The sequence below is a fragment of the Salibacterium salarium genome (genome assembly GCF_030813635.1).
GTDB lineage: Bacteria > Bacillota > Bacilli > Bacillales > Marinococcaceae > Salibacterium > Salibacterium salarium.
This window is the reverse complement of the sequence record NZ_JAUSUM010000002.1, coordinates 976,964-994,103: the sequence shown is the minus strand read 5'-3', so window position 1 is coordinate 994,103 and position 17,140 is coordinate 976,964. Positions and strand designations below refer to the sequence as shown.

21 protein-coding genes are annotated in these 17,140 nt (G+C 37.2%); 9 read left to right on the top strand and 12 right to left on the bottom strand.

The genetic code is table 11. The features are described 5' to 3' along the window. The first annotated feature begins 191 nt into the window (after window positions 1-191). From mltG to J2S78_RS11005, 6 genes are all read left to right on the top strand, one after another. A complete protein-coding gene (mltG, locus tag J2S78_RS11030) occupies window positions 192-1,319 on the top strand; it encodes an endolytic transglycosylase MltG (protein ID WP_306898545.1) in 1,128 nt (375 codons plus the stop codon). Window positions 1,320-1,418: 99 nt separating this feature from the next. Continuing rightward, window positions 1,419-2,060 carry an O-methyltransferase gene (locus J2S78_RS11025; RefSeq protein ID WP_306898544.1) on the top strand — a complete coding sequence of 214 codons (642 nt, stop codon included), beginning with the start codon at window positions 1,419-1,421 and terminating at the stop codon, window positions 2,058-2,060. Window positions 2,061-2,273: 213 nt separating this feature from the next. Continuing rightward, window positions 2,274-2,750 (top strand): transcription elongation factor GreA, encoded by a 477-nt coding sequence (gene greA, locus J2S78_RS11020; protein ID WP_306898542.1) that lies wholly within the window; start codon window positions 2,274-2,276, stop codon window positions 2,748-2,750. 205 nt (window positions 2,751-2,955) lie between these two features. After that, window positions 2,956-3,675 (top strand): YrrS family protein, encoded by a 720-nt coding sequence (locus tag J2S78_RS11015; RefSeq protein WP_306898540.1) that lies wholly within the window; start codon window positions 2,956-2,958, stop codon window positions 3,673-3,675. 88 nt (window positions 3,676-3,763) lie between these two features. Then, window positions 3,764-4,465, top strand: coding sequence for a 5'-methylthioadenosine/S-adenosylhomocysteine nucleosidase (gene mtnN / locus J2S78_RS11010; RefSeq protein ID WP_306898539.1), 702 nt, complete (start codon window positions 3,764-3,766; stop codon window positions 4,463-4,465). An 85-nt stretch (window positions 4,466-4,550) separates the two neighbouring features. Beyond that, window positions 4,551-4,778 carry a YrhC family protein gene (locus J2S78_RS11005; RefSeq protein ID WP_306898538.1) on the top strand — a complete coding sequence of 76 codons (228 nt, stop codon included), beginning with the start codon at window positions 4,551-4,553 and terminating at the stop codon, window positions 4,776-4,778. A 15-nt stretch (window positions 4,779-4,793) separates the two neighbouring features. Here J2S78_RS11005 and J2S78_RS11000 read toward each other — a convergent pair whose 3' ends face one another. From J2S78_RS11000 to J2S78_RS10990, 3 genes are all read right to left on the bottom strand, one after another. Continuing rightward, window positions 4,794-5,417, bottom strand: coding sequence for an NUDIX hydrolase (locus J2S78_RS11000; protein WP_306898536.1), 624 nt, complete (start codon window positions 5,415-5,417; stop codon window positions 4,794-4,796). A 130-nt stretch (window positions 5,418-5,547) separates the two neighbouring features. After that, window positions 5,548-7,539: a S9 family peptidase gene (locus J2S78_RS10995; protein ID WP_306898535.1), complete on the bottom strand. Its 1,992-nt coding sequence runs from the start codon at window positions 7,537-7,539 to the stop codon at window positions 5,548-5,550. 365 nt (window positions 7,540-7,904) lie between these two features. Then, entirely contained in the window at window positions 7,905-8,198 is a 294-nt protein-coding gene (locus J2S78_RS10990) for a HesB/YadR/YfhF family protein (RefSeq protein ID WP_306898533.1), read from the bottom strand. A 164-nt stretch (window positions 8,199-8,362) separates the two neighbouring features. Between J2S78_RS10990 and sigK the strand changes: the two genes are divergently transcribed. After that, window positions 8,363-9,112, top strand: a complete 750-nt coding sequence (sigK, locus tag J2S78_RS10985) for an RNA polymerase sporulation sigma factor SigK (protein WP_306898532.1) — start codon at window positions 8,363-8,365, stop codon at window positions 9,110-9,112. Between the two features lie 138 nt (window positions 9,113-9,250). On the opposite strand, the gene J2S78_RS10980 is transcribed toward sigK, so the two are convergent. Beyond that, on the bottom strand, window positions 9,251-9,433 hold the full coding sequence (locus tag J2S78_RS10980) for an aspartyl-phosphate phosphatase Spo0E family protein (protein WP_306898531.1): 183 nt from the start codon (window positions 9,431-9,433) through the stop codon (window positions 9,251-9,253). A gap of 207 nt (window positions 9,434-9,640) precedes the next feature. Between J2S78_RS10980 and J2S78_RS10975 the strand changes: the two genes are divergently transcribed. Continuing rightward, window positions 9,641-10,327, top strand: coding sequence for a DUF4396 domain-containing protein (locus J2S78_RS10975; RefSeq protein WP_306898530.1), 687 nt, complete (start codon window positions 9,641-9,643; stop codon window positions 10,325-10,327). Between the two features lie 128 nt (window positions 10,328-10,455). On the opposite strand, the gene hbs is transcribed toward J2S78_RS10975, so the two are convergent. The 8 genes from hbs to J2S78_RS10935 form a co-directional block, all read right to left on the bottom strand. Next, window positions 10,456-10,728 (bottom strand): non-specific DNA-binding protein Hbs, encoded by a 273-nt coding sequence (hbs, locus tag J2S78_RS10970; protein WP_125554674.1) that lies wholly within the window; start codon window positions 10,726-10,728, stop codon window positions 10,456-10,458. Window positions 10,729-10,889: 161 nt separating this feature from the next. Then, a complete protein-coding gene (gene mnhG, locus J2S78_RS10965; RefSeq protein WP_125554675.1) occupies window positions 10,890-11,252 on the bottom strand; it encodes a monovalent cation/H(+) antiporter subunit G in 363 nt (120 codons plus the stop codon). Next, a complete protein-coding gene (locus tag J2S78_RS10960) occupies window positions 11,233-11,514 on the bottom strand; it encodes a Na(+)/H(+) antiporter subunit F1 (protein WP_125554676.1) in 282 nt (93 codons plus the stop codon). Before J2S78_RS10960 ends, mnhG begins: the two co-directional genes overlap by 20 nt. Beyond that, the gene (locus tag J2S78_RS10955; protein ID WP_306898523.1) at window positions 11,511-11,990 is read right to left on the bottom strand and encodes a Na+/H+ antiporter subunit E; all 480 of its coding nucleotides are present in this window, start codon (window positions 11,988-11,990) and stop codon (window positions 11,511-11,513) included. The genes J2S78_RS10960 and J2S78_RS10955 overlap by 4 nt, the downstream gene beginning before the upstream one ends. A 5-nt stretch (window positions 11,991-11,995) precedes the next feature. After that, complete coding sequence (locus J2S78_RS10950; protein WP_306898522.1) at window positions 11,996-13,480, bottom strand: Na+/H+ antiporter subunit D; 1,485 nt, start codon at window positions 13,478-13,480, stop codon at window positions 11,996-11,998. Next, window positions 13,473-13,814 carry a Na(+)/H(+) antiporter subunit C gene (locus J2S78_RS10945; RefSeq protein ID WP_306898520.1) on the bottom strand — a complete coding sequence of 114 codons (342 nt, stop codon included), beginning with the start codon at window positions 13,812-13,814 and terminating at the stop codon, window positions 13,473-13,475. The genes J2S78_RS10950 and J2S78_RS10945 overlap by 8 nt, the downstream gene beginning before the upstream one ends. Then, a complete protein-coding gene (locus J2S78_RS10940; RefSeq protein ID WP_306898519.1) occupies window positions 13,814-14,236 on the bottom strand; it encodes a Na(+)/H(+) antiporter subunit B in 423 nt (140 codons plus the stop codon). Before J2S78_RS10940 ends, J2S78_RS10945 begins: the two co-directional genes overlap by 1 nt. Next, window positions 14,233-16,647 carry a Na+/H+ antiporter subunit A gene (locus tag J2S78_RS10935; RefSeq protein ID WP_306898518.1) on the bottom strand — a complete coding sequence of 805 codons (2,415 nt, stop codon included), beginning with the start codon at window positions 16,645-16,647 and terminating at the stop codon, window positions 14,233-14,235. Before J2S78_RS10935 ends, J2S78_RS10940 begins: the two co-directional genes overlap by 4 nt. Window positions 16,648-16,851: 204 nt before the next feature. Between J2S78_RS10935 and J2S78_RS10930 the strand changes: the two genes are divergently transcribed. Next, on the top strand, window positions 16,852-17,064 hold the full coding sequence (locus J2S78_RS10930) for a hypothetical protein (protein ID WP_306898516.1): 213 nt from the start codon (window positions 16,852-16,854) through the stop codon (window positions 17,062-17,064). The last annotated feature ends 76 nt before the right edge of the window (window positions 17,065-17,140 follow it).

Genomic DNA, 17,140 nt, shown 5'->3' with positions numbered 1-17,140 from the left:
TTTTCGAATCCCCTACACTCACATATAACATAAAAGCTGCCTCATATCTGTGAAAAGTAGCTACATGTGCTTTCTTAAAAATATGAAAACTGTCTTATAGAATATCCTTTCTATAAGACAGTTTTTTCTATACTACCTTCGAATATTGACGTATGCTGTATAATAGAGTCGATAGGAGGGAGTTGGATTTTATGGAAAATGACTCAAATAAAGGCCCTTTTAAGGAAAAGGAAAATCAAGCTAAAGTTGTACGGCGAATCGTTTTTATTACTTTGGCAATCCTTATTGTTGTCATAGCAGCGGTTGGAATAGGCAGCTACGTATACATATCTTCTGCACTTGACCCCGTCGATGAAGAGAGTGACGAAACGAAAAATATTGAAATACCTATTGGCTCCAATGCAGCAGCAATTGGAGAAATACTCGAAGAAGAAGAAGTAATTAAGAATGGAACTATTTTTCAATATTATGTCCGCTATAAGAATGAAAGTGGTTTCCAAGCGGGAGAATATGAACTGTCTCCATCCATGGACATAGATGAGATTATTCAAGAGTTAAAAGAAGGCATTGTAGAGCAGGAATATTCCGTATCGTTTATTATACCAGAGGGTACTTGGTATGAAGATATTATTTCTGTCATTTCCGAAGAAACGACTCATGATTTAAGTGACATTAGCGCAAAACTCGAAGACGAGGAATATTTAGCAGAATTAATTGATCGGCATAACATTTTAACCGAAGATATACTTGATGAGGACATAAGATATCCATTGGAAGGATACTTATTTCCTGCAAAATACGAATTTTTAGAAGAAGACGTAAAAATCAGCACTATTATTGAACGTATGATTGAACGTACGCAAGAAAATATGGTAAAATTTTCGGAACAAGTAGAGGAGAATGATTATTCCCCTCATGAACTGTTAACTTTAGCTTCTATTGTGGAAAGAGAAGCTCGAGAACAGGAAGATCGTCCTCGCATTGCTGGTGTCTTGTATAACAGGTTGGATGAAGGAATGCGTTTAGAAGTTGATCCAACGGTATCGTATGCAGTTGGAGAACATAATTATATGACAACGAACGAGGATTTAGAGAGTGAATCTCCTTACAATACGTATCGTTTTGAAGGGTTTCCACCTGGTCCGATAGCAAGTCCCGGCACTCCTGCTGTGGAAGCAGTATTGAATCCAGAAGAAAGCGACAACTTGTATTTTTATGCAAGAAGAAGTGGTGAAGTTATATACAATGAAACGTACGAAGAGCACCGGGAAGTTCAAGAAAAATATCGCAGTGAGTGGATAGAAGCGGAGGACGAATAAGTAACATTTGTTATATTTTAAAAGATAACGGCTTCTCATTTCATAGGAACAAGAGAGAAGCCGCCTTTTGTTAATCTATAAGTGTAGGAGAAACGATGTATGGATGAACAGCAGAACATGCGCCAATATGCAGAATCGTTGTGCAATGATAGCAACGCCTTATTTAAAGAAATGGAGGAGTATGCCCAACAGCAAAAAGTTCCAATTATTGAAAATGAATCCATAAATATTATGCTTCAAATTCTTGATGTGCATCAAAGTAAAAAAATATTAGAAATTGGAACAGCTATTGGATATTCAGCGTTAAGAATGGCTTCTGCCCTTCAAGGAGTACACGTAGTATCGTTGGAAAAGGACCAAAAAAGCTACGAAAAAGCACTCTATTTTAGAGAAAAAAGCAACGTTTCTACACAAACCACGTTTCTTCATACAGATGCATTAGCTGAACCTCCTGTACTTGATACATCGCAACTGTATGATGTATTGTTTATAGATGCAGCAAAAGGTAAGTATATAGATTTTTTTGAACGATACCATCCGTATGTGAAACCAAACGGTTTGATTATATCAGACAATGTGTTTTTTAAAGGATGGACAGCAGTTCCAGAAGAAGCTCCAAAAAGGATTCGCTCAATGGTTCAAAAGATTCGTTATTATAACGACTGGCTTTCTAAACATCCTTCGTTTAAAACACGTTTTTTGACGGTAGGAGACGGACTTGCGGTTAGTATAAAAAAATAAACAGAAGAGTAAAAGCTTCTTTGTATCAGCATTTTTGTTACTTTTAAAAGAAAACTGATTGTAATTTGCGCGTTCAGTGCGTATGATAATGGCAGAAAGTAAGTCAGAAAAAATACTGCCTGTGCAATCAGTATTTATTGTAAGAAGGATACGCTTTTTTTGTTTGTCCAAAATTAATAGGATTGACTGAATGGAAAGAGGAGTGACGGTAAAATGGCAGAAGAAAAACAGCATTACATGACAGAAGAAGGTAAACGTAAACTAGAAGAAGAATTTGAATATCTTAAAACGGAAAAACGTCAAGAAGTTGTGGAACGTATTAAAATAGCAAGAAGTTTTGGGGATCTTTCCGAGAACTCTGAATATGATGCAGCTAAGGATGAACAGGCATTTGTAGAAGGACGGATAAATCAACTAGAACAAATGATAAAGAATGCCGTTATTATAGAAGAAGATTCTTCTAATAACTCCGAGGTAGCTTTAGGTAAATCTGTGAAGTTTAAAGAAATACCTGATGGAGATGAAGAAATCTATACTATCGTTGGAAGTGCTGAATCGGATCCACTCGAAGGGAAAATATCCAACGATTCTCCTATGGCTCAAAGTTTATTAGGGCGAAAAGTAGGAGATTCTGTAACAGTTCAAACTCCAGGCGGAGAATTTAATGTGAAAATAATCGAAGTGAAGTAATAAAGTTATATGAAGAAAGCAGTGTTCTATTAAGGACACTGCTTTCTTGCCATAACAATTATATTTCACAAATCTATGTCTTTGTGTAAAATGCTGAAAAAATTCCAATTTGCTCTCGATTAAATGGACAAAATCTTATATGATATTAGTAATCCTATGTGCTATCACTATCATATTATGAGAGACAAAATGGCAGGTGAGAATAATGAGTGAAAACAACAATCGAGGATTTGGAGAAGACAATCGTTATGAAATGAGAAGACGGAAACGCATGAACCGTATTTTGAATGGATCCATTTTAGTGGTGGGGGCATTAATACTGTTCTTTGCTTTGCAATTATTTCTACCGGGCAGCGAAGAAGCTTCAGACGAGGAACAAAATGATGAAAGCACACCAGATAGTGAAGAAGAAGAGATAGACACGGAAGACTCCACAGATCAAACGGCACCAAAAGATAATCAAGAAACAGATAATCAGTCTGAAACCGTAGATACGGATAATTCTCCAGAAAACACCTCTGATGAAAATACAGAAGAACAAGATCAACAAAATGAGATTAACTCCTCAGATAGAGAAGAGGACAATGAGGACGACCAGCTCTCTGTACCAGAAACAGAAGCAGAAGATGGAGAATGGGAGCCGATTGGAACAGAACAATCCGGATCTTTCAGCCATGATTTTGATGAAGACAGTCAAAATTGGGAAGAGATGGAAGCAGCTTTGCGATATGCAACGGACTTAAGTGAAGAAGAAATGAAAGTGTGGCAAATTGAAAATGGAGGCGACGTTGATAAGGTAATTGGCACGGTAAGTACACTTAGTAACGCGGATCAGCCTTTACAAGTGACGATGCAATTTGTTGAAAATGAGGGATGGAAACCTTTAGAAGTCGAAAGATTGGATTCTAACCCTTATCGACAATAAAAGATTCCGATATAAAAACAACTGTTGCCGCCTATTTAAACGGCAACAGTTTTGTACATATTAGGCAAAGTGAGAAAGGAAAATGATAATGACAATAGCAGTAATTGGTGCAATGGATGAAGAAGTTGAACTATTAAAATCAAAATTAGAGAATAGGGAAGATGATAAGGCAGGTGGAACTTATTTTCATTATGGTTCCATTCATAATGAAGAGGTTGTCCTTATAAAATCAGGCATAGGAAAAGTGAATGCAGCTATAGCGACAACGCTTGTATTACAAAAATACCAACCTGAAATCGTCATAAATACGGGTTCTGCTGGTGGTTTTAATCCTGAATTAGAAGTGGGAGATTTAGTAGTATCGTCAGAAGTAAGGTACAATGATGTCGATGCAACCGTGTTTGGATATGAATATGGACAAGTGCCACAAATGCCTGCAATGTATAGCGCTGATAAGCAGCTTGTGGAACAAACTAAGATGTGTGCGGATCAAGAGAATATTTCGATTGAAGCGGGTCTAATATTATCGGGAGATTCGTTTATGAGTGGAGAGTCCGAGGTGGATTATTTAAAGAAAACATTTATCAATCCTCAATGCTCAGAGATGGAAGCAGGGGCTATAGCTCAAGTTTGTTACCGTTTTGACATTCCATTCGTTGTAATACGAGCGCTAAGTGATATAGCAGGCAAAGATGCAAAACAATCATATGATCAATTTTTGGAAACGGCATCGGTGAATTCGGCAAATCTAGTGCTGTCAATGATTGATCATCATCAGAAAAACAAATAAATTACCAATAATCCCCTCCATTTCAACTTGTTAATCTATGATACGATGAAGCAAACGAAACAAGTGAAAAGAGAGGAGAAGGGGAATGCATCAGGAGACAACCACAAAAGAAAAAAACGCGAAAGATTTACACACATTCAGCAGGATATTAATAACACTCGCTTGTTTTCTGCTAATTGGAGCTTTTCTTCCTGATAATAGTATCCCGACGGATAAGGAAACGACTTCGTTTTTAATTATCGGGGGCTTGGCCTTATTTTCATTAACGTTTCATTTCTTCGCAGAAAAAGAACGCAAAAAGGCAGAACAATAATACAATGCGGGAAAATTACTTGATTGCTTCTTCTATGAAGTGTTTCGTTATTTGGGCTGTCAATCCCCAAATAACGTAATCTTCATAATAATAGAAGTGCTCAGGCAAAGTGATAGTATTCCACTTATAGTTCTTCCCATTAGGAATTCTGTCATAAGGAAAAGAGTCGGGTGCTTCCATTTTTAAATGAATATTATGTTGAATTGGTTCGTTATCTAGAAAGTATGATAAAGGAACGGTGAACAATTCTTCTACTTCCGCCTCATTAGGGGAATAAGCTGCGTTTTCCTCAATATACCCTACATACGGAAAAATAATCTGTTTAAACGGCGATATTATTTTATCCAGGCTTCCTATGATAGTCGCATGATTTTTTTGAATCCCTATTTCCTCACATAACTCTCTTACCGCTGCATCAGCTGGTGTTGAATCTGATGAGTCCACCATGCCACCTGGAAAGCAGACTTCACCAGGCTGACGTTTCATATGTTTAGCCCGTACTTCAAACAGAAGGTGGATATCGTTTTCTAATTCTAGTAATGGAAGAAATATAGCATAATGCCTCATAGCGTTTTCATTGATAATGCCTTGTTTTCTATTTTCGAATTGCTTTACAATCTCTTTTATACGTCCATTCACAAATACATGCCACCTTCAACATTTTCGTCTATATTCTCAATAATAGCAGAGAATTGCTTGAAACTCATCTAAATCCATAAAAGAAATCCAGAAGACTATTCTTCTGGATTTTAATGTTGAATGAAACCTTTTATAAGTATTCTTTAAACCACTGAGTCATATGATTTAACCGCTCGATTCGAAGAGAAGGCGGGCCACTGCGGCTCAATTCGTGGTTTGCGTCTGGAAATCTTAAAAAAGTAACTGTTTTGTCTAAATGTTTCAGCGCAGTGAAAAGTTGTTCGCCTTGTTCAATCGGACAACGATAGTCTTTCTCACCATGCATGATGAGTAAAGGAGTATTTATATTTTTTACGTACTTCAACGGTGAATGATGCCATAGTTTTTCAGGATCATCGAACATACGAGCTCCTAACTCCCAATTGGTAAAGAAAAATCCAATATCACTTACTCCATAAAAACTTGTCCAATTTGAAATAGAACGTTGGGTAATTGCTGCTTTAAACCGATTAGAATGTCCAATTATCCAATTGGTCATAAAACCGCCGTAACTCCCCCCGGTAACGCCGAGACGTTTTTCATCAATAAAGTCGTAGGTGTTTATGACATGGTCGACAGCATTCATTAAATCGCTGTAATCTTTTCCACCATAATCTTCACGGCATGCGTTTACAAAGGTCTGTCCGTACCCGTGACTTCCTCTAGGATTTGTATACAAAATAGCATAACCTTGTGCAGCTAACACTTGCAGTTCATGGAAGAAGGTATTAGCATACATCGCGTGTGGACCCCCGTGTATTTCCAGGACAAGAGGGTAGCGCTGTCCTTCCTCATAATTCGCTGGACGCATCAGCCAACCATGAATTTCCCAACCGTCATTGGCTTTTGTTGTGATCGGCTCAGGGATAGACATGTGAACTTCTTTTAGAAACTCGACATTGACATCTGTCAGTCTCACTTTTCCTTTTTCATTTCTGTTTAATTTATAAAAGTCACCTGGATTGGAGGGATCACTAATACCCATAACGAATAAATCAAGCTGGGAATGATAGGAAAATCCAAATACGTGATTATCTTCTTCATGGACCGCAGAAATCTCGCCATCCATGTCCATTTGGTAAATTCCAGTGATGCCATGATCACTTGCCATAAAAAACAGATGTTTGTGGTCATGAGACCAAACAGGCCCTGGATTGGGATGTCCGGAACGAATGTCACTAATAGCAGCATCTCCAATTTGTACGTCCCACTTTAATGTCATACATGTACGTTGCTTGGATAATGGATCAATAACCCAAACTTGATTAAGTGTGGCTCCTTTATATTCAAGTTCATGTCCGATGCAAGCAATTTTTTTACCGTCATAGGACCAATTGGCATGAGAAAACACACCAGAAGAATCGGTAAGTTTAATGATGTCTTCTGTTTCAATATCAATGATGAATAAATCTAGTGTATTAGAAACGTCCTCGTCAGCATCACGATTCGCACTGAAAACAATGTGTCGGCTGTCTGGAGACCAATCGGCAGAATGATGATCAAAATCACCATCAGTCAGTATATTGATTTCATTTGTTTTTAAATGTAGTAAAGCAAGGTGGGATCGTTTCCCTTTTCGAAATCCTTTATCGTCGGATTTGTACCTAAGCTTGTTCACTACAACCGGTTCTTTTTGTGGGTCACTATCTTCTGTATGATTTTCATCGACTAAAGTCATAGATTCATCAGCTCGTAAAGAAGTAGAGAATAGCAGATATTTTCCGTTTGGAGACCAGATAGGATTAGTGGCTCCATTTTTGATGGAGGTCAATTGACGAGGTTCTCCTCCTGCTGCTGACATCACCCAAATTTGGTCTATTCCCGAACGGTTGGATACAAAAGCAAGTTCTGTGCCATCTTGTGACCAACGTGGAGAATGATCCTTCACTTTCCCAAATGTCCATTGGATAGGAATATCATCGGTATGATAATGGATGAATAGATGGGAATAATAGTTTAAATCATCTCCAATTTTCTTTTGAACGAAAGCATATTTTTCTCCATCTCTAGAAATCTGAGGTTCGCTGACAACGTTTATCTTTTTTAAATCATTTGAGGTAATCGGACGTTTATTATAACTCAAAAATAATTCCCCCTTATGAATAAATAAATGAATTTTTCTATGTGATAAAAAATGCTATAAGAACAGGATATGCAGAGGCAGATGGTGTATTCGTATAAAATACTTAGTGTGAAGTTAGTATAGTAAAAAATGGAGAAAAACTCAAATGATTAACTATTCTTTAAATAAGAAGGAAGGTATATTATCTGACAAAAGTAATGAAAGAACGGCATATGTATCCTAAACTAAGATGTAAGGAAACTCCTTTTCCTTTTGCCGACGTTACATTTCCTTGTTGGCATCTCTCTCTCCACTTGAAGCTGACTGGCTCATATCCAGTCAGCATTTTTTAATTTGTGTTGCTACTTTCACTTACCTATCCATTATTAACGATATTCATATTTTATTTGATCGTCTTTACGACTGAATTTCACGTGAAGGTCATATCCGTCAAAATACCATTTATCCGTTTCCTCAATGAAAAATGTTACGCCGTTTTCTTGCGTTTGCACGGCTATTTCATAGGGTTGTTCGGATTTGGTAATACCTATGGAAAAACCGGGATGAATAGGAGATATCCCACCGTAACGTGCGTAAAATCGTATATAATCTCCTGGTTTGGTATTCATTTCTTTTTGAAACCATTTCACAGCGGGCTGTGTTAATGTAATATTCATCATAGCTTTCACTCCTGAATGTGTGTTTGTGTTATATTTGTATATTCCCGTAGGACGGTTAAAGAAAACAAGGCGATTTTATTTAGAAAAAGGTAGACAGGACAAACAACTTAAAGCTCCCTCTGCATATAATGAAGATAAGTGATTAAAGAAGGAGGGCGGTAACGTTGTCCAGCGTTTTTGTTGCTATGATGTATCTGTTTAAAGAGCTGGCTTTGTTTGTCTCTTATGTCAAAAACAACGCCTTTCCCCAACCTTTAAGCAAGGAAGAAGAAAAGAAATACCTTGAAAAAATGAAGCAAGGCGACGAGTACTCAAGAAATATGTTAATTGAACATAATTTAAGATTAGTGGCACACATTGTTAAAAAATTTGAAAACACAAGAGAAGATACGGAAGATCTAATTTCTATTGGTACCATCGGTTTAATAAAAGGAATTGAAAGCTATTCTCCGGAAAAAGGCACAAAGCTTGCTACCTACGCTGCAAGATGTGTAGAAAATGAAATACTTATGCACCTTAGAGCTTTAAAAAAAGTCAAAAAAGATATTTCTCTGCATGATCCAATCGGAAGTGACAAGGAAGGAAATGAAATTTCTCTTATTGATGTTTTAGAGGAAGAGGGACCTGATGTAGCGGACCTGATTCAACTAAATATGGAGAAAAAACAAGTGCAGGCTTATATGAACATCTTGGATGAAAGAGAAAAAGAGGTCATTGTTTATCGTTTTGGTTTAGAAAAAGAAAAAGAAAAAACACAACGAGAAATCGCAAAAGAACTAGGGATTTCTCGAAGTTATGTGTCAAGAATAGAGAAGCGAGCCCTGCTTAAACTGTTTCAAGAATTTTATAAACAACAAAAGTTCGCTCAAGTCGACCAGACAGCAAGTTCTAATTTTAGAAAACCATCGAAATAAGCGGCTATTGCATAAAATCAAAGGAGCTTTTCCTGTTACTAAGGCAAAAGCTCCTTTTTATGTTCAACAAAAGTTGTTCCTCATCCATTTTGACGATAAAAGTTGTTAAATGTTTTAAATTGTGCACTATATAAAACACTATTTATTGGAATCCATTTTTCTACGAAGCAATTGTTCATATTGATTCAATAATGCGTCGAGCATTTTACTAGTTTCAACTATTTCTGAATCTGTAAGCGACTTTTCATTTGCAAGACTGTTAAGGGTTTTTCTTAAGGTTTCAATTTGTTTATTGAGTTCCTCAAGATTCACGTTGGTCATGACATGTTCCTCCTAATATCATTTTCAATATTGTTTGCATGAAAGAAAACAATATGTACTCATGACTACTTATCAGGGGAACAAACATAGCAAAATTGCTATATATTGAAGCAAACAATCTAAAATATGTATGAAGTTTTATTTCATTAGCAAAGGGATAAAACATGCTATGGATCTTTAAAAAATTATAAAAAAGGAGTTATCGATATGAATTTGTTAGAATCTATAGCATGGATTTCTATCTTAATTGGGATAATGCAAGCTGTTTATATTACTATTGACGTAATCAAAAACCCACAAAAAACGATGCCTATTATGAATATTGTCTGGCCGCTGACTGGTTTATATTTTCCTGTATTGGGATTACTAACATACTTAAAATTGGGAAAAAGTCATACCCGTCATCGGGTAAAACACAATGGCCATCACATGCATCATCATGAAAAGAAACCTTTTTGGCAAAGCGTTTTTGTTTCTACTACTCACTGTAGCAGCGGTTGCTCGCTCGGTGATATGATAGGTGTTCCCATTGTAGCGTTAACAGGATTAACGATTGCAGGAAGTACGTTATTTGCGAATTATATGGTTGAGTTTATACTTGCTTATATTTTTGGTATCGCATTTCAATATTTTGGGATGGGTTTTAGTAAGAAAAGTGAACCAAGAAAAGCTATTAAAGATGCAATCAAAGCTGATACACTGGCTCTTATTGCTTTTGAAATAGGAATGTTCGGTTGGATGGCTATCGTACATTATGTAATTTTCACACAACCTCCTGAACCAACTACCTCAGTATTTTGGTTTATGATGCAGATTGCGATGATGCTAGGTTTTTTTACAAGTTATCCAGCTAATTGGTTGTTGGTACAAAAAGGAGTCAAGCACACTATGTGAATAATAAAAAAGAAGCTTCTCCACAAAAAGGGAAAAGCTTCTTTTTTCCTATTACTTATAATCCATGTTACTGTGTATTCATTTTCACAAAAAATATGTCAGACTCTTTGAACTACAATGCGGCGTTCTTAGTTAACAGCGTCTTTAAGCTGTTTTCCTGGACGAAATGCAGGATTTTTAGTTGCTGGAATTTTGATTTCATCACCAGTTTGAGGATTACGTCCTTTACGTGCTGCACGTTCACGTACCTCAAAGCTTCCAAAGCCAACAAGTTGAATTTTGTCACCTTTTTTCAATGTTTCTGTAATGCTGTCGAATACAGCGTCTACTGCTTTTGAAGCATCTTTCTTGGAGATGTCTGCTTGCTCAGCGACAGCATTAATCAAATCTGTCTTGTTCATAAAAAATACTCCCTTTCATTCCAATAATATAGAGCCTGTACAATACAAATTTACTCATCAATCCTTGATATGTCAAGTGTTCACAAGGAATTCATACAAAAATACAGCATATAAGCGGCCGTTTTTACATTTTCATCCAAAAAAGCGCGGAATATAAAGGTTTATGAAGAATTTTTGTTCCTTATTTTCTTCTTTAATTGATCATGATTACTGCCTTTTGATAAAGAAACGCCTGAATGATAAGCGGCTCTGGCTACTAAATGTCCACCTACAGGTGCTGTAATAAAGACAAATACGATGCCCAGTAAGATACGTGCACTCACCAAGCCTTCTATGAGAGCAAAGAATAAGAAAGTACCTAGAAGAACAGACATAACACCTAACGTTGCGGCTTTTGTGGCAGCGTGGGATCTCGTGTAAATATCGGGCAGTCGAACGAGGCCTAACGCACTTATCAAACTCAAAAGGGCGCCTATTAAAACGACAATTCCAATGATCCAACTGCTAATCTCGTTTGCGTTCAATGACAACACCCTTTTCTATAAATTTGGCAAAAGCGACTGTCCCTATAAAAGCTAGGATTCCAAGAAGAAGTACTACCTCAAGAAAGGCAGTTGTTTCTAATATAAGAGATACTACCGCAACCAGGCTGATTAAATTAATACCTATCATATCCAAGGCGATAACGCGGTCCGGCATAGAAGGGCCTTTGACCACTCGGTACAATCCAACAAAGATAGAAATGGAAATGATAACGGCTGAAGTATTCAGTAATATATTTATCACGTCCGGCTCACCTCCTGAATAGCTTTTTCAAATGAGCCTTTTATGTCCTTTTTCGCTTTCTCCACGTCAGGTAAATCCATGGCGTGAATGTAGAGAGTCTTATTATCCGGCGACACGTCGATTACAAGAGTTCCAGGGGTGAGTGTTATTAAACAAGATAATGCGGTAATTTCCCAATTCTTTTTTAACTCAATATCCATTGCAAAAATGCCAGGTGTAATGTTGAGTTTAGGACGCAAAATTTGTCCAACCACTTCAAACGTTGAAAGCATTAATTCTCTAAGAAAAATGAATAACAGTTTGACGATGGCAATAATCCCTAGAAAGTAAAAACGCTGCGGAAAGAAAGCTCGCAGAAAATAGACTATAACAAGGCCTATCGCAAAACCACTGATGAAGGAACCAAAGGTCCAGGCATCGTTCATAAACATCCAAATGAGTGCCATCAAAAGATTAATTAATAATTGAAAAGACATGTTTATTACTCCTTTAACACGGCGTCAATATAAATTTCAGGGTTTAGTAACGTTTTTGCCGCGGATTCAACAAATGGGTATAGTGATTCTGCTCCAAGCCCCATAAGCGCTGATACAGTTATGAGAAAAGCGCACGGTAACAATAAACCTTTGGAAGATCCATATTGATCTGCTTTTAAAAGCTTAATCTGTCCATAAAAGCCTTTTAAGAATATACGAATCATCGAGTATAAAATCAACAGGCTGGTTACCATCATGACGGCAATAATTCCATATTGTCCAGCTTCTATTCCACCTTGAATCAACATTAATTTACCAACAAAACCGCTGAGAGGAGGAACACCTACAAGGGCCATAGTAGCCGTGAAAAACATCCAGCCCATTCGAGGATGGTGTTTGATTAAACCGCCCATTTCTTTCAAATGGCTTGTGCCAGCTACAATTACCATAGCACCAATGAGTAAAAACAACGCACCTTTAATGACCATGTCATGAAGAACATAATAAATAGCACCGATAAATCCTGCCTCTGTCATCGTTGAAACCCCGAATAAGACGAAACCGACGGCGACAATGACGTTATAGACAAGAATCTTCTTGACATCTTGATGGGCAATCGCTCCAATAATTCCTATTACCATCGTTAGAGCTGCTAAAATGCTTAGCAATTGATGAGTAAAGCCGATATCGTGGGTGAATATCATGGAATAGGTTCTAAAAATGGAGTAAATTCCAACCTTTGTGAGCAAGGCCCCGAAAATAGCAGCGATTGCAAATGGTGGTGCGGTATAGGAGGCTGGCAGCCAAAAATATAATGGAAACAAAGCACCTTTTAGTCCAAAAACAATTAAAAACAAGACTGCGATAACTGTAAGAATGGGAGCTGGCGAGTCTAAACTGTTAATTCTTTCGGATAAGTGAGCTATATTTAATGTACCAGTTACGGCGTACAAATAAGCAACGCCGACAACGAAAAAAGCAGAAGATATAACGTTGACGAGAACATACTTAAACGATTCTCTTAATTGTTTTTTTGTACCTCCATGAACAATTAAGATATAGGAGGAAATAAGCATAACCTCAAAAAATACGAATAAGTTGAACAAGTCGCCAGTCAAAAATGCCCCTATAACCCCTGTAATAAGAAATTGATAAAACGCATAAAAATAAAATTGTTCACGTTCTTTTCCAATCGTATAAATTGAAAAAAGTAGAATAGGCAAACTGACAATAGATGTTGCTGTTATTAATAAAGCGGCAAGCATATCTCCGACAAGTACAATCCCAAATGGAGGATTCCACCCTCCAAGCTCCAACGTCAGGATTCCATCTTGATGAATAGATAATAGAATAAATATATTCAGTACAATCAACGCCACTCCTGCAATCGAGCTTAGTACACGTTGAAATAATACTCGTTTTGGAGCTAAGAGAAGGACAACCCCGGTTAAAAGCGGTATTAAAATAGGCCAAATCATTAAATTAGTCATACGAATCAGTTCCTCTCATTCTTTCGGTGTTGTCCGTTCCGGTTACTTTATAGGTTCGATAACCGAGTACGAGAAAAAACGATGTCACCCCGAAGCTAATGACAATGGCAGTTAGAATCAATGCTTGAGGAAGCGGATCTGTATAGGTTGAAGCATCAAGCCCTAGTAACGGAGGTGCCCCCGTCTTTAATCCAGCCATTGTTAATAAAAGAACATGGGCTCCGTGACTGATAATGGAAGTACCTATAATAATTCGAATCATATTTTTAGACAGAACTAAGTATGTACCACCCATAAATAAAACACCAGCTAAGATAGACATGATAATTTCCATTATTTATCCTCTCCTATTGTCTGAATAATAGTGAGGGTGACTCCAATCACTACTAAATACACACCAATATCAAATAATAGAGCTGTTGCAAGTTCAAGCTCTCCTAAAACAAAAAAAGTGTAATAATCATAAGTTTGGGATAAAAAGGGCTCTCCAAACAAGAAAGAACCCATTCCAGTTCCGATAGCTATTAGTAAACCTATAGCTGCAACAATTTTAAAATCAATAGGGAGTATTCTTTGAACCGTTTCTAAATCATAGGCAAGTAAAAGCAGAACCAATGCAGAGCTGGTCATCAATCCACCGATAAAACCACCGCCAGGTTCATGATGCCCGTTAAAAAAGATGAATATCGAAAAAATGAGAACAATGAACAACACTACGTTTGTCATCGTTTGTAAAATAATATCGTTGGATTTCACAGCTGCTCCTTCCCTTCTAATCGAAGTTTAATCATGGTAAAGATACCAAATGCCGCTATACCTAATACAAGAATTTCGAGCATTGTATCAAAACCACGAAAATCAACTAAAATGACGTTAACCATGTTTTTTCCGCCCGCTTCATTATAACTGTTCTCTATGAAGAATCCTGATATCGATTCAAACAAACGATTGCTATTTGCTGTTAATCCAATTAAGGTAATTGTCGTTCCTACAGCTAAGGAAATAATAAAGTTACCTAATTGGAAACGGATAGTTTCTAGTGATTTCGCAATTTGCGGTAGATGATAAAAACATAGCAAGAACAAAGCAACCGACACGGTTTCAATAATTAACTGAGTTAAGGCAAGGTCAGGTGCCCGGAATATCACGAAAAACAGGGCAATCGTATAACCAACGACGCCAAGCCCGATAATTGCTTTGAGCCGTGACTTAGTAAACATAACGGTTAACACCGAAGCAATGAGTACTACTGCAAGAATGACTTCATATATACTTATTGGTGCCAAGTCTTGGGTTTCAACAACAAAAGCTCCCTTATGGAACAGGGTGAAAACCAGGGCCGCAGTAATAAAGGAGAAAATGTAAAGTAAATAGTCTTTGATGAACCCGGTCATATGGGAACTAATAATTTTTTCTGATAAACGCTCTCCTTTTACAATAGCTTGATCATATAAAGTGTTAAATGAAACATTATCCGGGAATAAACGGTAAATTCCGACCCATTTTTTCATTCCTAAATAAAGGAAGAGACCAACAGAAATAACTCCTATAGTCATGTACAATGCTGGTGTCCAATCGTGCCAAAAATAAATGTCTACATAGAATTGTTCTCCTTCTTGCAACAGTGAAGGAAGTATGGAAGCCATCGCTGGTTCGATAACCGTATAAGACAAAATATTAGGGAAAAAGCCGAATACGATAACCAAACTGACCAAAATGATTGGAGATAAAAGCATGCCAAATGGTGCTTCATGTGGTTTGACATCCAACTTTTCGGGTTTGAATTTTCCATTAAAGGTTTTAAATACTAGCACCATACTATAGATGAAAGTGAAAATACTAGCAACCCAAGCTATCGCAGGGAACATTACGCCATATGTGTCAACGTTAAATAATTGAAATTTTGTAATTTCTACCATAGCTGTGAAAAACATTTCTTTACTTAAAAATCCATTGAAGGGCGGCAATCCGGCCATAGAAAAGCTTCCTATGACTGCTATCGTGAAGGTGATAGGCATGATTGTCATTAAGCCGCCTAATTTTCGAATATCTCTTGTTCCTGTTTCGTGGTCAACAATTCCGACCATCATAAACAAGCTGCCTTTAAACGTGGCGTGGTTTATTAAATGGAAAAGAGCTGCTGTTGTCGCTCCAACGAACACATTATTCTCTAAGTCTAAACTATCAAAGTGGAGAGCCGCCGCCCCTACGCCGAGCATAGATAAAATCATCCCTAGCTGGCTCACAGTTGAAAAGGCTAAAATCCCTTTTAAATCCGTTTGACGTACAGCGGAAAAGGATCCCCAGAATAATGTTGTAATACCGAAGCCGGCAATTAACCAAAACCATTCACCGCTGATGGCGAATACAGGACTTAATCGTGCGACTAAGTAAATGCCGGCTTTTACCATTGTTGCCGAGTGCAAGTAAGCACTTACCGGAGTCGGGGCTTCCATGGCATCAGGAAGCCAAATATGAAATGGGAACTGCGCCGATTTAGTAAGAGCTCCAAGTAGAATTGTTAACATTGCTGGAAGAAACAAATGGTGTGACACGATGTCAGAAGACGCAGCTATGGTTTCTTGAATGCTAAATGTGCCAGTCATCGTGTATAACAACACAAAGCCGACTAACATTGAAAAACCACCCATAACGGTAATGATCATCGATTTTAAAGCTCCATAAATCGATTTTTCTCTTTCGTACCAATAAGAAATCAGTAAAAACGAGGACAAGCTGGTAATTTCCCAAAACATATACAAAACGATTAGATTATCTGATAGCACAACACCGAGCATGGCACCCATAAACATTAATAAAAATGTGTAGAAAGTATGTAACGATTCTCTTTCTTTCGATAAGTAATAAATCGAATAAAGAACAACCAAGATGCCTATACCAGTAATTAAAAGGGCAAACAACAGCCCTAAGCCGTCTATGTAAGCAGTAAAATGAATACCAAGAGAAGGAATCCAATCAAATACGGCTGTTACTGTTTCTTTATTCGCCGTTATAGGTAAGTATTGTAGAAAATAAAGAAACAAAATCGTAGGGACAGTCAGCACGAACCATCCAGTATGTATGCGGGAAAATAATTTATACAAAATAGGAACAAAAATTGCAGCAATAAAAGGCGCAATAATGGCGAAATGAAGTGCTGTAAACATACGTAACCTCCTTTTTGTCGTAGAACGTACAAATTCTTTTCACATTATAACTTATATTAAAAAGCTGTGCATCTTTGAGTTGCTGGTTTTTCAGGAAATACGGCTTATTCTAATATAGGTAGAAACACGATGTTAAAAATTTTGTGAATAATTTACTGACTTTTATTTCACACTAAGAGAAAATACTAAAAAGGGTGCAACAACATGACTAATAAAAACGGATTGAATGGTGTATTGTTCTTCATATTATTGATAACGTTTTTAGCCGGCGGCTGGGCGGCTAATGATTATGTTGAACAAAAAAGAGTAGAAAAATTCTATTCAACAAAAGATTCTTTGTCGTTAACGAACACGCCGATAGAAAAAGATTCGTTTGAACCTAGGGAATACGTAAAAATAAAAAGCCTTTCCGGTTAAATTCGGAAAGGCTTTTCCATGGAAAAAGAATGTGAATGAAATGTAGACGTATTTTATATCTGTTACAGCGCAATTG